This is a genomic window from Methylorubrum rhodesianum (assembly GCF_014199985.1).
GTDB lineage: Bacteria > Pseudomonadota > Alphaproteobacteria > Rhizobiales > Beijerinckiaceae > Methylobacterium > Methylobacterium rhodesianum.
The window spans coordinates 53,031-67,430 of record NZ_JACHOS010000014.1 but is presented as its reverse complement, the minus strand read 5'-3'; the positions used below and the strand labels follow the sequence as shown (position 1 = coordinate 67,430).

The window sequence follows — 14,400 nt, the reverse complement described above, 5'->3', positions numbered from 1 at the left end:
CCTCCTCACGGTCGCCGCCCTTGCGCCGGCGCCCCGGAATCGGCTCCGGACGCCGTTTGGAGCTGGTAGGCGAACTTCACCCGCAGGAAGTCGGCCGGCCGCGTCTGCACCCGCTTCAGCCAGAGGGCCCGGACCGCCTCGTCCGACATGAGTTTCCCGTCGCCCTCGACCGTGGTGTCCGCGCCGCCCTTCTTGCCCTTGTCGTAGACGATCTCGTCGGGGCTCGACTCGATGTCCCCGGTCTCGCCTCCCTCCTGGCGCATGCGCTCGGCCCGGAGGCGCGCGATCGCGCGGTTGGCGGCCGCAGCCTCCCATCCGGGGCGGAGCGCCAGCGCCCGCTCGTAGCGCCTCACGGCGTCGTCGTACTTGCCGAGCATCACCAGGGCATTGCCCTGGTCATAGGCGCCCTCCGCCGTGTCGACGCCGCCGAACGCCTGCGCCGCCGCCTTGAAGTCGCCCGCCCGGAACAGGGCTACCCCGCGCCAGACCGGATCGCGGAACGCGGAAGCCGCCTCGCCCGGACGGCCTCGCTTCATCAGGAAACGCCCGCGCTGGTCCGGCGTGAGGAAGAGGTTCCTCCAGCCGACGTGGTAGGCGGTCGCGCCGAGCGCCAGGAACACGGCCAGCGCCACGAGGACGTACGGGTGCGAGGGTCGGGTAAGGCGGATCATGCCGTCACCCAACCGCGACGGAACCCGAGAAGCGTGAGGAGGGCGAGGAGCGGCGTCAGCCAGTAGCCCGCTTCCTTCCAATGCTGCCCTTCGCCCGCCACCTCGGCCGCGCGGCCGGTGCGGTCGAGCCGCCGGGCGGCCGCCTCGACATCGGCCTGATCCACCGTGGTCGCGATGAGGTCCGCGTCGAGGGCGCGGGCGACGTCTGCGAGGGGACCGTGATCCTGGCCCGGCGGCAGGAGCGCGAAAACCGTCGCGGGGTGACCGAGCCGGATTGGGCCGAGGCCGCCCGCGGCGTCGGTCGCGGTGTCGGCCATCAGCAGGATCGCGCCGCCGTGGCCGCCTCCCGCGAGGACGCGGTCGGCCAGCGCGGCGGCGCCCGCGATGTCGTCGCCCTCGCGCGGCATGATCTCGGGCGAGAGGGCCTGCGCGAGGTTCAGGACGACGCCGGCGTCCGGCGTCGGCGGCAGGAGGAGATGGCTGGAGCCCGAGTAGGCGACGAGGCCCGTGGAAGCCCCCTCGCGCAGCGTGAGCAGGTCGGCCAACTTCTGGCGCGCCCGGTCGAGGCGGGTCGGCGCCAGGTCCGGGGTCATCATCGTGGGCGCGACCCGGAGGACGACCATGACCGGGGGCTTGGCATCAGCGAAGGGCGACGGCTCGCGCTCCCAGGCGGGTCCGGCGACGGCGACGGCGGCGAGAACCCAGACGGCGAGGAGCACCGCGTCCGGCGAGAACCACGACCGGCGCTCCCGCCCGACGAGCAGGTGCCGAAGGAGTTCCGGGTCGATCACGCGCTGCCAGCGCAGGACCTCGTCCGAGCGCCGCCGCTCCAGGTACCAGAGCGCCGCGGCCGGCAGCAGCAACAGGAGCCAGGCCGGGCGCTCGAAATGGAAGGCCGCGAGGGCGTCCATCACGAGCTCCCCGCCTTCGAGGCCAGCCCGGGATTAAATAGGGACGCACGCGACGGGGTTCGGCCCCGGAGAAGCAGGTGAACCGCCTGCGCGAGAAGCGAGACGAGTAGGGCTCCTGCTAGCGGGACCCAGTAGGCGTCCTTCCGCGGCCTGAACGTGACCGTGTCGATCCGGCGGGTCTCGATCCCGTCCAGGCGGTCGTAGATGCGGGCGAGCTCGTCGCGGTCGAGGGCGCGGAAGAAACCGCCGCCCGTCGCGGACGCCACGTCCTTCAGGGCCGTCTCGTCGAGCTTGTCCTCCCCGACCGTCGCGGGATCCCCGATGGCGACCGTGTGGATGACGATGCCCTTGTCCTTCGCCACACGCGCGGCCTCGGTCGGCGGCACCTGGCTGGCCGTATCGTTGCCGTCGGTGAGGGCGATGATGGTCTTGGCCTTCACCGTGCTGCGGTCGAACAGGCCGATCCCGAGCCCGATGGCGTCGCCCAGCGCGGTGCGAGGGCCCGCCATCCCGACGACGATGTCGCGCAGCATCGCGCGGCAGAGGTCGAGGTCCGTGGTGAAGGGCACGAGCGCGAAGGGCGCGTCGCCGAAGACCACGACCCCGGCGCGGTCGCCCTTGCGACGGGACAGGAAGTCGTCGAGCACGGCCTTCACCGCGGTCAGCCGGTCGACGGTCCTGCCGGACGCGTCGGTGAAATCCTTGGTGTCCATCGACCCGGAGAGGTCCACCAGCAGGAGCAGGTCCCGCGTCGGCTGGTCCCGATGCAGGGGCGCCTCGATCCATTGCGGGCGCATCAGGGCGGCGAGTGCGAGAAGCCAGCAGGCGACCAGCGTCGCGAGGCGCGGGACGCTTCGCGGGGCCACGAGCCCGCCCGCGTGCGGGTTCCGGCCCGTGAGGGCGAGGAGACGGGCGAAGAAGGGGACGCGCAGTCCCGCATGGGACGTCACGTGCGCCGGCAGGAGCCACCACGCCAGGAGCGGCAGGGGCGCGAGGACGGCGAGCCAGGGATAGGAGAACGTGAGCACGGTCAGCCCGCCCCTGCCCTGGGTGCAGGCCGGTGCGCGGCGACCCAGATGCGGGCCTGCTCGATCAACCTGCGGATGTCGGCCGGCTCCGGACCATGGGCGCCGTAGGCCTCGCACAGCAGCCTGCGCAACGCGGGCGCATCGAGCTTGCCCCTGCCGCTTCCGGCGAGGAAATCGGCCCACCGCGCACCGCTCAGAGGCGCGACCTGTTCGCGCGGGAAGGCCACCAGCGCCGCCCGCTTCATCACCTCCGAGACCCGCTCGACGGCATGGGCATCCGGCTGCGGCGACGCCGCGAGAGCGTCGAGTTCCGCGAGGGCCGCGCGTCGATAGGCGTTGGCGCGGTGCCGTCTCCTCAAATCGCTCAGGAAGAGGGCCAGCAGGGCCGCGAGCCCCGCCAACACGATCCAGGCGCCGGGCGCCGGGGGCCAGAACGAAACCGGGGCCGGGGTCGCCAGGTCTCGCAGGTTCTCCAGGCTGCCGGGATCCAGGTTCACGGGGCTGTCCCTCCGACGCCGGAGAGACGCCGCTCGGTCCTTCTCCCGATCAGCGCCTGCAACTGCGTCGCGACGTCCTCGGCGGTCGTGACCGGCAGCACGGGGATGGCGCGTCGCAGCGAGAACGCGCCCAGGCGCTTGCGCCACTCGGCGCGCTCGTCCGCGTAGCGGCTGCGCAGGCTCTTCGAGGAGGAGTCGATCTCGACCTGTGCCTCGCCCGAGCTGAACACCGCGGGACCCACGTCCGGGAGTTCCAGCTCGAGCGGGTCGTGGACATGGATCGCCAGAACGTCGTTGTGGGCCGTGAGGCGGGTGACGAGGCGCGTGGTCTCCGCGTCCTCTCCCGCAGCGTCGGTGACGAGGCAGACGAGCCAGTCGTGCGTCGCCAGGCGTTCGGCCCGGCGCAGGGCCTCGTTGAGCTGACCGTCGGCCCCGGGGGGTGGGGCGCCGGCACCGAGACGCCCGTTCCGCCGCGCGACCTCGGCGATGACCCGGACGGCCCCCGTCTGGCGTCCCTGCGGCTTCACCACGGTCATGTCGGCGTCGCCGAACACGACCGCGCCGACCCGGTCGCCGAGCGAGGTGACCCGCCAGGCCGCGAGGGCCGCGACCTCGGCCGCCACGACCGACTTCATTGCCCGCCGGCTCCCGAAGAACATCGTGGTGCGCTGGTCGACGAGGAGCAGGACCGGCCGGTCGCGCTCCTCCGAGTAGACGCGGACGTGCGGAGCCCCGAGGCGCGCGGTCGCCAGCCAGTCGATGGTTCGGGTGTCGTCGCCCTCGAAGTAGTGGCGCAACTCCTCGAAGTTCAGGCCCCGTCCGCGTAGGCGGGAGGCGTGCCGGCCCGAGAGCAGGCTGTGCACGGGCTGCCGCGGCAGGAAGCTGAAGCCCTTGGCCCGATGCCTCAGGCGCAGGAGCGCGTCGACGCCGACATAGGCACGCGCTCCGTTCGACGGCTTTCCGTCACCCTTCTCGCCGCGTCGCCCGATCAACCGCGCCATCGCGTGCCTCTCGTCAGGCCGCCACCGCGACCTGCTTGATCACCTCGTCGAGGACCCCGTCGGCCGTCACCCCGTCCGCGCCGGCCTCGTAGCTCAGGGAGACGCGGTGCCTCAGGCAATCGTGCGCCACCGCCTGGACGTCCTCCGGCGTGGCGTAGTCCCGTCCGCGCAGCCACGCGTTCACGCGCGCGCAGCGGTCGAGGGCGAGCGAGCCGCGCGGGCTCGCCCCAATAGCCACCCACGCCTTCAACTTGTCGCCGAACTCGCCGGGCCGGCGCGTGGCGGCCACTAGGCCGACCATGTAAGCCTCCACCGCATCCTTGGTGACGACGCGGTCGATCTCGGCCCGGGCGTCGAGGATGACCTGTTGCGGGATCTTCGGCGGCTTCGGCGCCGCCGCTCCCACCGGGGCCTGCTCGGACCGCACGAGGCGGAGCACCCGGACCTCGTCGGCATCGGAAGGGTAGTCGATGCGGACGTGCATCAGGAACCGGTCCATCTGCGCCTCCGGCAGCGGATAGGTCCCCTCCTGCTCGATGGGGTTCTGGGTGGCGAGCACCATGAAGAGGGGCGGCAGGTCGTAGCGCTTGCCGGCCACGGTCACGTGCCGCTCCTCCATCGCCTCTAACAGGGCGGACTGCACCTTGGCCGGGGCGCGGTTGATCTCATCGGCGAGCACGAGGTTCCCGAACACCGGGCCCTTGCGGAACTCGAACTGCCTGTCGTTGCGCAGGATCTCGCCGCCGGTGACGTCCGACGGCAGGAGGTCGGGTGTGAACTGGATGCGGCTGAAGTCGGAATCCAGGTTCTTCGACAGGCTCTTGATCGCCCGGGTCTTGGCGAGCCCCGGTAGGCCTTCGAGAAGGACATGGCCGTCAGCCAGCAGCGCGATGACGATGCGCTCGACGACGCGCTCCTGACCGATGATGTCACGGTTGATGCGCGTCTGCAGGTCGAGGACGGCGGCCCGTGCCGCGGAGCCCTTCCCCACGTCTGCTCGATCCTCGACGTCCTGCAACATGCCGGTGCGCTCCCGGCGGGAGTGTGGACGAGCGGGCGCCCAAGTCAGCCCTGTTACCGTTACAGCCTTGCCGACCGGGCTCAGCCCGGCGCGAGGATGATGCTCAAGGACGTTCCGGTCGCGGACATCACGCGCATCGAGCGCTCGACGAGAAAGGCGGCCCGAATCCCGTTGAACGCGGTGCCTATCGTCCTCGCGCGGCGCCCTCGAACGCGCGGCGCAGCCGCTCGCCGCGGCCCGGCCTCACACGCAGATGAGGGACGATCAGCGTGTCGAAGGCGAAGGCGACCTGATCGTACTCCTCGCCGCAGCCCTCGGCCCTCTCCTTCGGCAGGTAACCCTTGGACACGATGTAGCCGAACCGCTTCTTGTCCGATCCGTAGGCGAGGCAGGCGAGATTGTAGAAGCGCTGCCAGGAGAAGCCGTGGACGTCGGCGAAGCTCCCCTTGTCGACCGGCTCGTATTTGCCCGTCGTCGCGAAGAAGTAGGCGCTCCCGTTCACCACCGTGCGCGCCTCCTTGCCGCCCAGCTGGAGCAGGGCAAAGGACGCCACCTGGTCGGCGGCGTCCTCCTCGCGCCCGAGGATGGGCAGGCGGAGGAGATCGAAGAGGGCGTGCCCGCTCTCGTGCATGAGGATCTGGGCCACGGGACCCACGAGCGCGTCGTGGCGGGAGACGCCGGCGGGCGACTCTGTCTTCGGCGCGACCTTCTGGATGCCGGCGACAAGCTCGTAGCAGAGCGTCACGCTCCGATCCTCGGGTGCGTACCAGGCGTTCGGCTCCCCGGCGCACTCCTTGAGGCGGTACGTCAGCCGGGTCGGGAGGCGGACGAGCCCGATGATGGCGCCGACACGCTCCAGCACGCGCCGCCGACGCATGGTATCGTAGATCTCGCGGTAGGCCGCCGTCTTCGGCGCCTCGTAGACGACCCGGATGCGGTCCGACCCCATAGCGATTGCGCCGCGTGCTTCTGCAGCCTCGATGGGGAGGAGAGCTGCGAGAACAGCGACGGCGAGCCGGTCCCGAACGCTCATGGACGATCCCCCGCCCTCCGCACGCAGCGGAACCCGATGTGGCTCGTCGAGGTGTCGACCGGGTGCGGGTGTCGGGCGGCCGGGCGGTACCGGCGGCAGTAGTTCGGCGCGCAGAGGTGCGAGCCGCCCTTGACGACCCTCCGCGGGATACGGATCGCGGGCTGGTTCGGGTCGAAGCTCTCGTCCGCTCGGCCGCCTCGGGGGTTCTGGGGGATGCAGCAGGCCTTCGCCGCATCGGCGGAATGCTTGGGAACGTAGAAATCGGTCGTCCACTCCCAGACGTTGCCCGTCATGTCGAACAGGCCGTAGCCGTTCGGCGGGAACGCCGTGACCGGCGAGGTGCGCTCGAAGCCGTCCTCGGCCAGGTTCTGGTGCGGGAATGCGCCCTGCCAGGTGTTGGCCATGTGCCGGCCGCCGGGCGTGAGATCGTCGCCCCAGGCGAACTCCGCCCCGTCGAGACCGCCGCGGGCGGCGTATTCCCACTCGGCCTCGGTCGGGAGCTCCTTGCCGGCCCAGGCCGCGTACGCCTCCGCGTCCGCGAAGGCGACGTGCACCACTGGGTGCTGGTCAAGTCCGGCGATGGAGGAGCCCGACCCGTAAGGCCGGCGCCAGTGGACCCCGAACTTGAAGCGCCACCACGAACTCCAGTCCCTGAGGTCGACCGGTCCCTTCGGCGGCTTGAACATCAGGGAGCCCGCCTGAAGCATGTGCGGCATCGCGCCGGGGTAGTCGGCGGCCTTGGGCTTCCGCTCGGCCATAGTGACGTAGCCCGTGGCCCGCACGAAGGTCCGGAACTGGGCGTTCGTGACGGGCGTCGGGTCGATCCAGAAGCCGTCGACGCGGACCCGGTGAACCGGGGCCTCCTCCGGGTAGTGTCGGTCGGAGCCCATCCTGAAGGTGCCGCCGGGCAGATAGACCATGTCGGACACCGGATCGGCGACGGCGCTGTGCCGGTCCAGCACGGGGACGTCGGTCATCGCTCACTCCGAAGGGCTGATGGAAAGACTTGCTTCCAGTCCTGCCGCATGTCGACCACCGTCCACCCGCGCTGACCTGCCTCGTCGAGGGCCTTGTCGAGGCGTCCGACATGGGATTGCCGGTCGTAGGCGAATTCGCGTTCGGCGTCGGTGTGATGCACGAGGCCGAGGAAGCGCGGGCCGGTTCCGGCGGCGGTCCACTGCAGCATCTGGTGGTCGCCGTCCGAGTTGCCGAAGGCGAGGATGGGTCGGCGCCCGATGAAGCGATTGATGCCGGACGGCTTGCCGGGACCGTCGTCGATGAACTCGACCTCGGCTTCCTTCACGAGGACCGGCGACCCCTCGGGACCCATCTCGAACTTCGTGACGCCGGACGAGCCCACGACCTGCTCGGGGGGGACGCCATAGGTGCGTTCCGCGAAGACCCTCATGAACTCGACGCCCCCGCCCGAGACGATGAAGGTCTTGAAGCCGCCAGCGCGCAGGTAGGCGAGCAACTCCAGCATCGGCTGGTAGACGAGCCTGTCGTATGGCCGGCCGAAGCGAGGATGGCGCGCAGTCTTGAGCCAGTCCGCGACGATGTCGTTGAAGGCCTCCGTCGTCATGCCGGCGTGGGTCGCCGCCATGATTTGCAGCAAGCCTCGCTCCCCGGAAGCCGCGACGGCCTTGGGGTCGCCCTCGACGATCCCCTTGAAGGGCTGAATCTCCTTCCACTCCGGATGCTCGGGGGCGAGCGCCTTCACCCGATCCAGGGCGAACGCGACCTGGAAGTAGATCGGCTGCTCCGCCCAGAGGGTGCCGTCATTGTCGAACACGGCGATTCGTTCGGCCGGTGGGACGAAGTCGGGGCTGCCCTCGCGGCTGACGCGGCCGGCGAAATCAAGGATCGCCCGTTTCGGGGCACCGTCTTTCCAGGATGGCAACGGACCATCCTGAGAGCGGGCCGCGCTCTCCGCCAGGATGGGGACGGCCGCTGCGGCCGCAAGCAACCCGCGGCGGCTGAAGGTACCTCCCCGGGTGGACATCGCCTGCCTCCTGACGGGCTACTTGCTGTGCGCCTCGGTGGCACGCCGCATCTTCTCGATGATTTGGTCGATGCTGAAGCTGGCTGCGCGCTGACGCGGCGGAAACTCACGAAATGTCCCGAGGAACTTGGCGACCTCATCCTGCGCGAGGAAGATGATGTAGGGCTGCGAGACGAACCAGTCGTAGTAGGTGTTCGAAGTGATGTCGGCGCGCTCGTAGGGATCCGCACGAAGGTCGAACAGCTTCGGCAAGCGCAAGCTCGTGAAGGGCTCGGCCCAGATGCGCATCGTGCCGGGCGCGCGCTGTTCCTCGAAGACGATCTTCCAGTTCTCGTAGCGCATGGCGACGAGGTCGCCGTCGTCGTTGAAGTAGAAGAACTTGTTGCGGGCGCTCCGGTTCTGCTGCCCGGTCAGATACGGAACCTGATTGAAGCCATCGAGGTGGACCTTGAAGCTCTTCGTTCCCGCCGTATGCCCCTTGAGCAGCTTGTCGGTGATGTCGGGGTCGCCCGCGGCCGCCACGAGGGTCGGCAACCAGTCGAGACCGCTGACCATCTCGTTGGAGACCGACCCGGCCTGGATACGACCCGGCCAGCGGATCATACAGGGGACCCGGAAGGCGCCTTCCCAGTTCGTGTCCTTCTCGCTGCGGAACGGCGTCATCGCACCGTCCGGCCATGAGTTCATGTGCGGACCGTTGTCGGTCGTGTAGAGGACGATGGTGTCGTTCGCGATGCCGAGGTCGTCGAGCTTCTTCAGGATCTGCCCGATGTGCCCGTCATGCTCGACCATGCCGTCGGCATATTCCGTCCGTGCCGTGATGCCTGGCGGGCTGCGGCGGTTCTCGGCGACATGCGTGCGCAGGTGCATGCGCGTGGAATTGAACCAGCAGAAGAACGGTTTGCTGGCTTTGACCTGCCGGTCCATGAAGTCCATCGCCGCGGCCGACGTCTCGTCGTCGATGGTTTCCATCCGCTTCTTCGTCAGCGGGCCCGTATCCTCGATCTTGCCGTCGGCCGACGACTTGATGACTCCGCGAGGTCCGAACCGCTTGCGGAACTCGGGATCGCGCGGGTAGGTCCGCTGCTCCGGCTCCTCCTCCGCGTTGAGGTGATAGAGGTTGCCGAAGAACTCGTCGAAGCCGTGGTTGGTCGGCAGATACTCGTCGCGGTCGCCGAGATGGTTCTTGCCGAACTGTCCCGTGGCGTAGCCGAGCGGCTTGAGGAGCTCGGCGATGGTCGCGTCCTCCTTCTGCAGGCCAACCGTCGCGCCCGGCACGCCGACCTTCGACAGACCCGTGCGCAGGGTCGACTGCCCCGTGATGAACGAGGAGCGGCCTGCCGTGCAGCTCTGCTCGGCGTAGTAGTCGGTGAACATCATGCCCTCGCGGGCGATGCGGTCGATATTGGGCGTGCGGTAGCCCATCAGGCCGAAGGTGTAGGCGCTGATGTTCGACTGCCCGATATCGTCGCCGAAGATCACCAAGATGTTCACGGGTTTGCCTGACGAGCCGATCCCTGCCGGTGCGGGCTGCGGTGCCGGTGCTTGAGCCTGGGCACCCATCGTGGATGCGGCCAGGGCCGTACCCCCGAGGAGCATCGCGCGGCGGCTGAAAGCCCGGCTCGCGCCTTGATCGCCATCGCCATCGTTCGACCGCCGCGTCTCGCTCATGGTCCTCTCCTGCAGGGTAGGTCCGGTTCATGGGCTCGGCTGCGCGTGGCGCAGGTCCGGACCCGAAATGTCGGGATGTCAGCGTGTTTCGGTTCACTCCGCCGGCGCGGGCGGTGTCAGGCCGGCCGCGCCGGCGGATGTCCATGGAAGCCTCTTGCGCTCAGGCTGGGCAGCGGTCCCAGAAGCCCTTCGTCCGAGAGGAATCGGTGTAGAACCAGCAGTAGCCGGGGGCCGGCGGCGAGCCCGCCCAGGCCGCGGCGGTGGCCGCACCGACGAAGCCGAGCGCCGCTCCGGCGGCGATGGCTCCGCCGGCCGGCCACCAGGCGCCATAGGGGCGGTAGGCGCCGCCGACCACGACGTTCCGGCGCACGACGACGCCGCGCCGCTGCACGCCGCCGCCATGCCATCCCGGTCGGACCCTGCCCGCGATGGGACGCTGGACGCCGCCGCCGCGCCAGCCCGGCCGGACCCGGCCCGCGATGGGGCGCCGGATGCCGCCGCCCGCGAAGCCCGGACGTCCCAACCCGCCCCGGAACCCGCCCATCCCGCGCCCGGCGAAACCGCCTCCCCGGAAGCCTCCGCCGCGGAAGTTGTGCCGGCGCGCGACGGGAACGAGCGTGACGTCCGACGCGACGTCGGGCATCGCGGCGGCGCGCAAGGGAGCCGCCTGCGCAGGCTCGATCGGCGCGAGAGTGGCCAATACGAGCAGGGCAGCCCAAGTAATGAAGTCATTCATTCGCATCTTGTGCTGCTCCGCATGCGTTTTACGGGATCGCGACACGGCGCCTCGACGGCGCGATGCCGTTGCAACAATTCAACACCGTTGACGATACCCAGGATATGACTGGTTTTTATATTTATCTCATCCGGGCCCTTTCGTAGCCTGGACTTGGTAGCAACGATGCTGGGGCGAAGGATGCCGACCCTTGAAAGAAGCGGAGCCACTTCCGGACGATCGCTGAGGGCCGCCGGCGTCCTCGCGCTTGCGGCGGCGGTGTGCATCAGCCCGCCCTTCGAGCGGGAGATCGAGGCCGCCGAGGCCGCGACGGGTGTTTATCTGTTGGGTATTCGCGGCCCCCTGGCGGGCGTCACGCCGCCGCCGGGCTTCTACTTCGAGAACGACTTCTACCACTACTCCGGAGCGCTCGGCGGCGGTCGCGCCTTCCAGTCGGGTGGCGTGGTGGCCGCGAACGTCCGGCAGGACTCCAACATCAATCTCGTCACCCCGCTCTGGGTGACGCCGGTCGAGATCTTCGGAGGCAATCTCGGCTTTTCGGTTGCGATCCCGTTCGGCGAGCCGACCGTAACCGCGGGGGCCCTGCTGTACTCGCCCCGCATCGACCGCCTCGTCGGGGGACGGGTGAGCGACTCGACCTTCAACGCCGGCGACCCCTTCGTGTCCGCCTTCGTCGGCTGGCACTCCGGCAACTTCCACTGGAGCCTGAATCTGAGCGGGAACATTCCGGCGGGCGCTTATGAAGTCGGCCAACTCTCGAACGTGGCCCTGAACCGGCCCGCCATCGACCTCACGGGCGCGCTCACCTACCTCGACCCGGTCGCGGGCTACGAGGTCTCGGTGATCCCCGGGGTGACCTTCAACTTCGAGAATCCCGCGACCCGCTACATCTCGGGCAACGAGTTCCACGTCGAGTGGTCGGCCACGAAGTTCCTGACGAAGGAATTCACTCTCGGGTTCGTCGGCTTCCACTACCAGCAGTTCACGGACGACGGCGGTCCCGGCAACCGCATCGGACCGTTCCGGGGCCGGGTAACGGCGTTGGGCGGCATGCTCGGATACGACTTCAAGGTGGGCCAGACCCCGGTTACGACGCGGGTGAAGGTGCTGCGCGACGTCGAGGTGCAGAACCGGTTCGCCGGCACCACTCTGTTCGTGTCCGTCGCCTTCCCGCTCTGGGTGGCTCCCCCGAAGACCGCCCCGGAGCCCCGCCCGCTCGTCGCGAAGAATTAGCATCCGGGCCGCTCCGTCGGATCTGGGAAGCGCCGGCCCGCCCACCTGAGGTGACCCCGCCGAGCGATCCTCCCCGCTCCCGGACCTCGATGTCATCACTGTTACTGTTACAGCGATGACACCCCCGCGGGCCGGCGCTCTAGTCCCGTCGTCCGTCGCACCTCGTCAGGAGCGGCGAGCGGCAGGACGGGGCGCCGGCGCGACCATCCGCTCGGCCGGCCCCGGCTCACGCTGGAGTGCACGCGATGCGAAGCAAGGAATCAGTGGTGCTCTTCGCCTTGGCCTTCGGGACCTGGCTCGGGCTCGGCACGATGGAGAAGGGCCGGATCGGCGTCGATACCGCCGAGGCGGCCGGGGGCTGCGGGATCGGCTTCCATCGCGGGCCCTACGGCGGATGCCGGCCGAACGTCTACGGCGGCTACTATGGAGCGCCCGGGTACTACCGTGGGGGCGCCGTGTACGGCTATCGCGGCGGCGCGGTGTACGGGCGCCGCGTTTACGGTGGTCGCGTCTATGGCGGGCGCGGCGTCTACGCGCGCCGCGCCGGCGGCTTTGCCGGCGGGAGGGGCTACCACGGTGGCGGCTTCCGCGGCGGCCGGTTCCACCGGTAGCTGAAGCCGGTGACCTGAACGTTCGCTCCACCTTGGCCTGACGCTGTCTTCGAATGGCGCAAAGCGGGCGTGTTCGATCGAGTCCTGCAGCGCCTGCAAGCACAGGCGGATGCCCGCGGGAAGCTCGACTGGGACCTGCATTTCGTGGGCGCGACGGGGCGCCCAACACCACGCCGCCGGGGCACGCCGGTCCGCCTCCATCGGGGGAAAGGCGACGGTCGAGGGCTTCGGCGAGGCGCTCGGGCGCAGCCAGGGCGTTCTCGACCAAGCTGCCTCCGCCCGCCGAGGGTGGGGTAGGCCGGACACGGCTGTTCTGACGATGAACGAACGCCACGAGCCGTCTGCGCTGGATGCTTTGATGGACAGGGGCACCGTCCGCGCCCAGGTCGAGGCCGTCCGCGCTTGCGACCGCAGCGGAAGGCAGGTGAAAGGAGGCTATGCCAGCCGCTACGCGGCGTCGCCTCAGGCAGCGCCGGATATGAGCCGGTGATCCCGATCCGCCAAGATCCGCCGCACCAACCCGACTTCGACAAAGCCGCAGACCGGCAGCCCAACACGGTCGAGCGGCTGATTGGCCGGCTCAAGCAGGGCCGCCGCATCGCCACCCGCGACGAGGACCGCGCCCCCACCGACCTCGCCATGGTCGTGCTCGGCATGACCCTGCTCTGGCTCAAATGACCTTGCAGAGACGCCCCCGGGTCGCCGACAGGATGTGCTCGGCATGCAGGTTCGCGACACGGGCAAATGCCTCGATCCGTGCGCACTCGGCCCCGGCTCCCTCGACGGCGGCAAAAATCCGGTGGATCTGAATCGGACCGGCCCTTCGTGCGGCTGCAGCACATGTTCGACGGCGCGGCGCGCCTCGCCGTGCTCCGAGACTACCGGCGCAATGTGATGGGATTCTCCGGATCGATCTAAGTGTCCGGCCCGATGCGTGTCTCTTCCACGGTCCTCGCGATGCGCTAACCGCGAAACCGACGGCATTGGTGCCGCCATCGAACCCCCTTCGCCGGCCGACAGGGGATCGTTCGCACATTGCGAAGGCCCTCCAAAGCCGCGGCGCCAATGCAACCGATCATTGAAAAAACTGAGCCTCTGCACCGGCCTGCCATCATACCGCTGCGCACGCGCTAGTGAGCGCCCGCGCCATCCCACAAAGATTTCCGCGAGCGGCGGTGTCATGCCCGAGCATCAGCACCGATCGCCATCGTCGGCGATGACCCGACCGTGACCTCGCAATGCAACTAGAAGTCATAATAGTGATATAATGTCAACCTGGCGTGGTTTTTGTTGCAATAATGCAACCGGGCTCGAGATCTAACGCACGACAGTGCCGGTTACACGGTGTAGGTATTCCGAAACGCGCAAATTTCTAATAGAACAACATCAGTGAAGCCGGAAATCTGCTCTTCATATTATCCAGTGTTTCTGCCGCAGCGGCCCTACGTCACGCGGGGGGATCTGCGCGCGCAATTGCTCTATCCCTACGCGCGCGACGTGCCGGACAGAGAATTGCTGGACGCGCTGGCGGCGGTGCGGCTGCCCGATCTCGCCGCAACCCATGGTGGTCTGGCGGCCGTCAAGGATTGGGGACAGATCCTGTCGCTGGGCGAACGGCAACGGCTGGCTTTTGCCCGTGTCGTGATCCGCCGGCCCGCCTTCGTCCTCCTGGACGAGGCCACGAGCGCGGTCGATGGCGCGACGGAAACGCATCTCTACCGTCTGCTGGCCGCGACGGGCGCACGTTTCGTGAGCGTCGGGCACCGCGCGGGCATTCTGGAGCATCATGAGCGGATGCTGACGCTGATGCCCGGCGGCGGCTGGACCCTTGCGCCCGTGACGACCGCGCCCGGTCCGCGATAGAGCCGGAGGCGCCCGAGCGGCGGCACCTGCGCTCTTCTCTCAGCGTCGCTTGGAAAGCCGCGTCCCGCAACCGATCGGTGATGGGAGGAGGAGCGACGGACGCGCGATCCGCCTCGCCTCTC

14 protein-coding genes and 1 pseudogene are annotated in these 14,400 nt (G+C 69.2%); 4 read left to right on the top strand and 11 right to left on the bottom strand.

Annotated features, from left to right (window positions below; all coding sequences use genetic code 11):
• Positions 1-5: 5 nt before the first annotated feature.
• The 11 genes from HNR01_RS19755 to HNR01_RS27375 form a co-directional block, all read right to left on the bottom strand.
• Positions 6-671, bottom strand: coding sequence for a tetratricopeptide repeat protein (locus HNR01_RS19755; RefSeq protein WP_183669314.1), 666 nt, complete (start codon positions 669-671; stop codon positions 6-8).
• Positions 668-1,582 carry a VWA domain-containing protein gene (locus HNR01_RS19750; RefSeq protein ID WP_183669312.1) on the bottom strand — a complete coding sequence of 305 codons (915 nt, stop codon included), beginning with the start codon at positions 1,580-1,582 and terminating at the stop codon, positions 668-670. Before HNR01_RS19750 ends, HNR01_RS19755 begins: the two co-directional genes overlap by 4 nt.
• Positions 1,582-2,610: a VWA domain-containing protein gene (locus HNR01_RS19745; RefSeq protein WP_183669310.1), complete on the bottom strand. Its 1,029-nt coding sequence runs from the start codon at positions 2,608-2,610 to the stop codon at positions 1,582-1,584. Before HNR01_RS19745 ends, HNR01_RS19750 begins: the two co-directional genes overlap by 1 nt.
• Before the next feature lie 2 nt (positions 2,611-2,612).
• Positions 2,613-3,107: a DUF4381 domain-containing protein gene (locus HNR01_RS19740; RefSeq protein ID WP_183669308.1), complete on the bottom strand. Its 495-nt coding sequence runs from the start codon at positions 3,105-3,107 to the stop codon at positions 2,613-2,615.
• Positions 3,104-4,108: a DUF58 domain-containing protein gene (locus tag HNR01_RS19735; RefSeq protein WP_183669306.1), complete on the bottom strand. Its 1,005-nt coding sequence runs from the start codon at positions 4,106-4,108 to the stop codon at positions 3,104-3,106. The genes HNR01_RS19740 and HNR01_RS19735 overlap by 4 nt, the downstream gene beginning before the upstream one ends.
• A gap of 13 nt (positions 4,109-4,121) precedes the next feature.
• Positions 4,122-5,129 carry an AAA family ATPase gene (locus tag HNR01_RS19730; RefSeq protein WP_183669304.1) on the bottom strand — a complete coding sequence of 336 codons (1,008 nt, stop codon included), beginning with the start codon at positions 5,127-5,129 and terminating at the stop codon, positions 4,122-4,124.
• A gap of 184 nt (positions 5,130-5,313) precedes the next feature.
• The gene (locus HNR01_RS19725; protein ID WP_183669302.1) at positions 5,314-6,162 is read right to left on the bottom strand and encodes a DUF4344 domain-containing metallopeptidase; all 849 of its coding nucleotides are present in this window, start codon (positions 6,160-6,162) and stop codon (positions 5,314-5,316) included.
• Positions 6,159-7,139 (bottom strand): formylglycine-generating enzyme family protein, encoded by a 981-nt coding sequence (locus tag HNR01_RS19720; protein ID WP_183669300.1) that lies wholly within the window; start codon positions 7,137-7,139, stop codon positions 6,159-6,161. The genes HNR01_RS19725 and HNR01_RS19720 overlap by 4 nt, the downstream gene beginning before the upstream one ends.
• Positions 7,136-8,164, bottom strand: coding sequence for an HAD family hydrolase (locus HNR01_RS19715; RefSeq protein WP_183669298.1), 1,029 nt, complete (start codon positions 8,162-8,164; stop codon positions 7,136-7,138). Before HNR01_RS19715 ends, HNR01_RS19720 begins: the two co-directional genes overlap by 4 nt.
• 18 nt (positions 8,165-8,182) lie before the next feature.
• Positions 8,183-9,835 (bottom strand): arylsulfatase, encoded by a 1,653-nt coding sequence (locus HNR01_RS19710; protein ID WP_198580396.1) that lies wholly within the window; start codon positions 9,833-9,835, stop codon positions 8,183-8,185.
• A 160-nt stretch (positions 9,836-9,995) separates the two neighbouring features.
• A complete protein-coding gene (locus HNR01_RS27375; RefSeq protein ID WP_210313459.1) occupies positions 9,996-10,571 on the bottom strand; it encodes a hypothetical protein in 576 nt (191 codons plus the stop codon).
• Between the two features lie 180 nt (positions 10,572-10,751).
• Between HNR01_RS27375 and HNR01_RS19700 the strand changes: the two genes are divergently transcribed.
• The 4 genes and pseudogenes from HNR01_RS19700 to HNR01_RS19685 all read left to right on the top strand — a co-directional run bounded on the left by HNR01_RS19700 (position 10,752) and on the right by HNR01_RS19685 (position 14,278).
• Positions 10,752-11,804 (top strand): SphA family protein, encoded by a 1,053-nt coding sequence (locus tag HNR01_RS19700; protein WP_183669296.1) that lies wholly within the window; start codon positions 10,752-10,754, stop codon positions 11,802-11,804.
• A gap of 245 nt (positions 11,805-12,049) precedes the next feature.
• On the top strand, positions 12,050-12,415 hold the full coding sequence (locus HNR01_RS19695; protein WP_183669294.1) for a GCG_CRPN prefix-to-repeats domain-containing protein: 366 nt from the start codon (positions 12,050-12,052) through the stop codon (positions 12,413-12,415).
• A gap of 48 nt (positions 12,416-12,463) precedes the next feature.
• Positions 12,464-13,093: pseudogene (locus HNR01_RS27650) on the top strand (transposase family protein); the annotation flags it as partial.
• A 711-nt stretch (positions 13,094-13,804) separates the two neighbouring features.
• Positions 13,805-14,278 (top strand): ATP-binding cassette domain-containing protein, encoded by a 474-nt coding sequence (locus tag HNR01_RS19685; RefSeq protein ID WP_183669290.1) that lies wholly within the window; start codon positions 13,805-13,807, stop codon positions 14,276-14,278.
• Positions 14,279-14,400 lie beyond the last annotated feature (122 nt).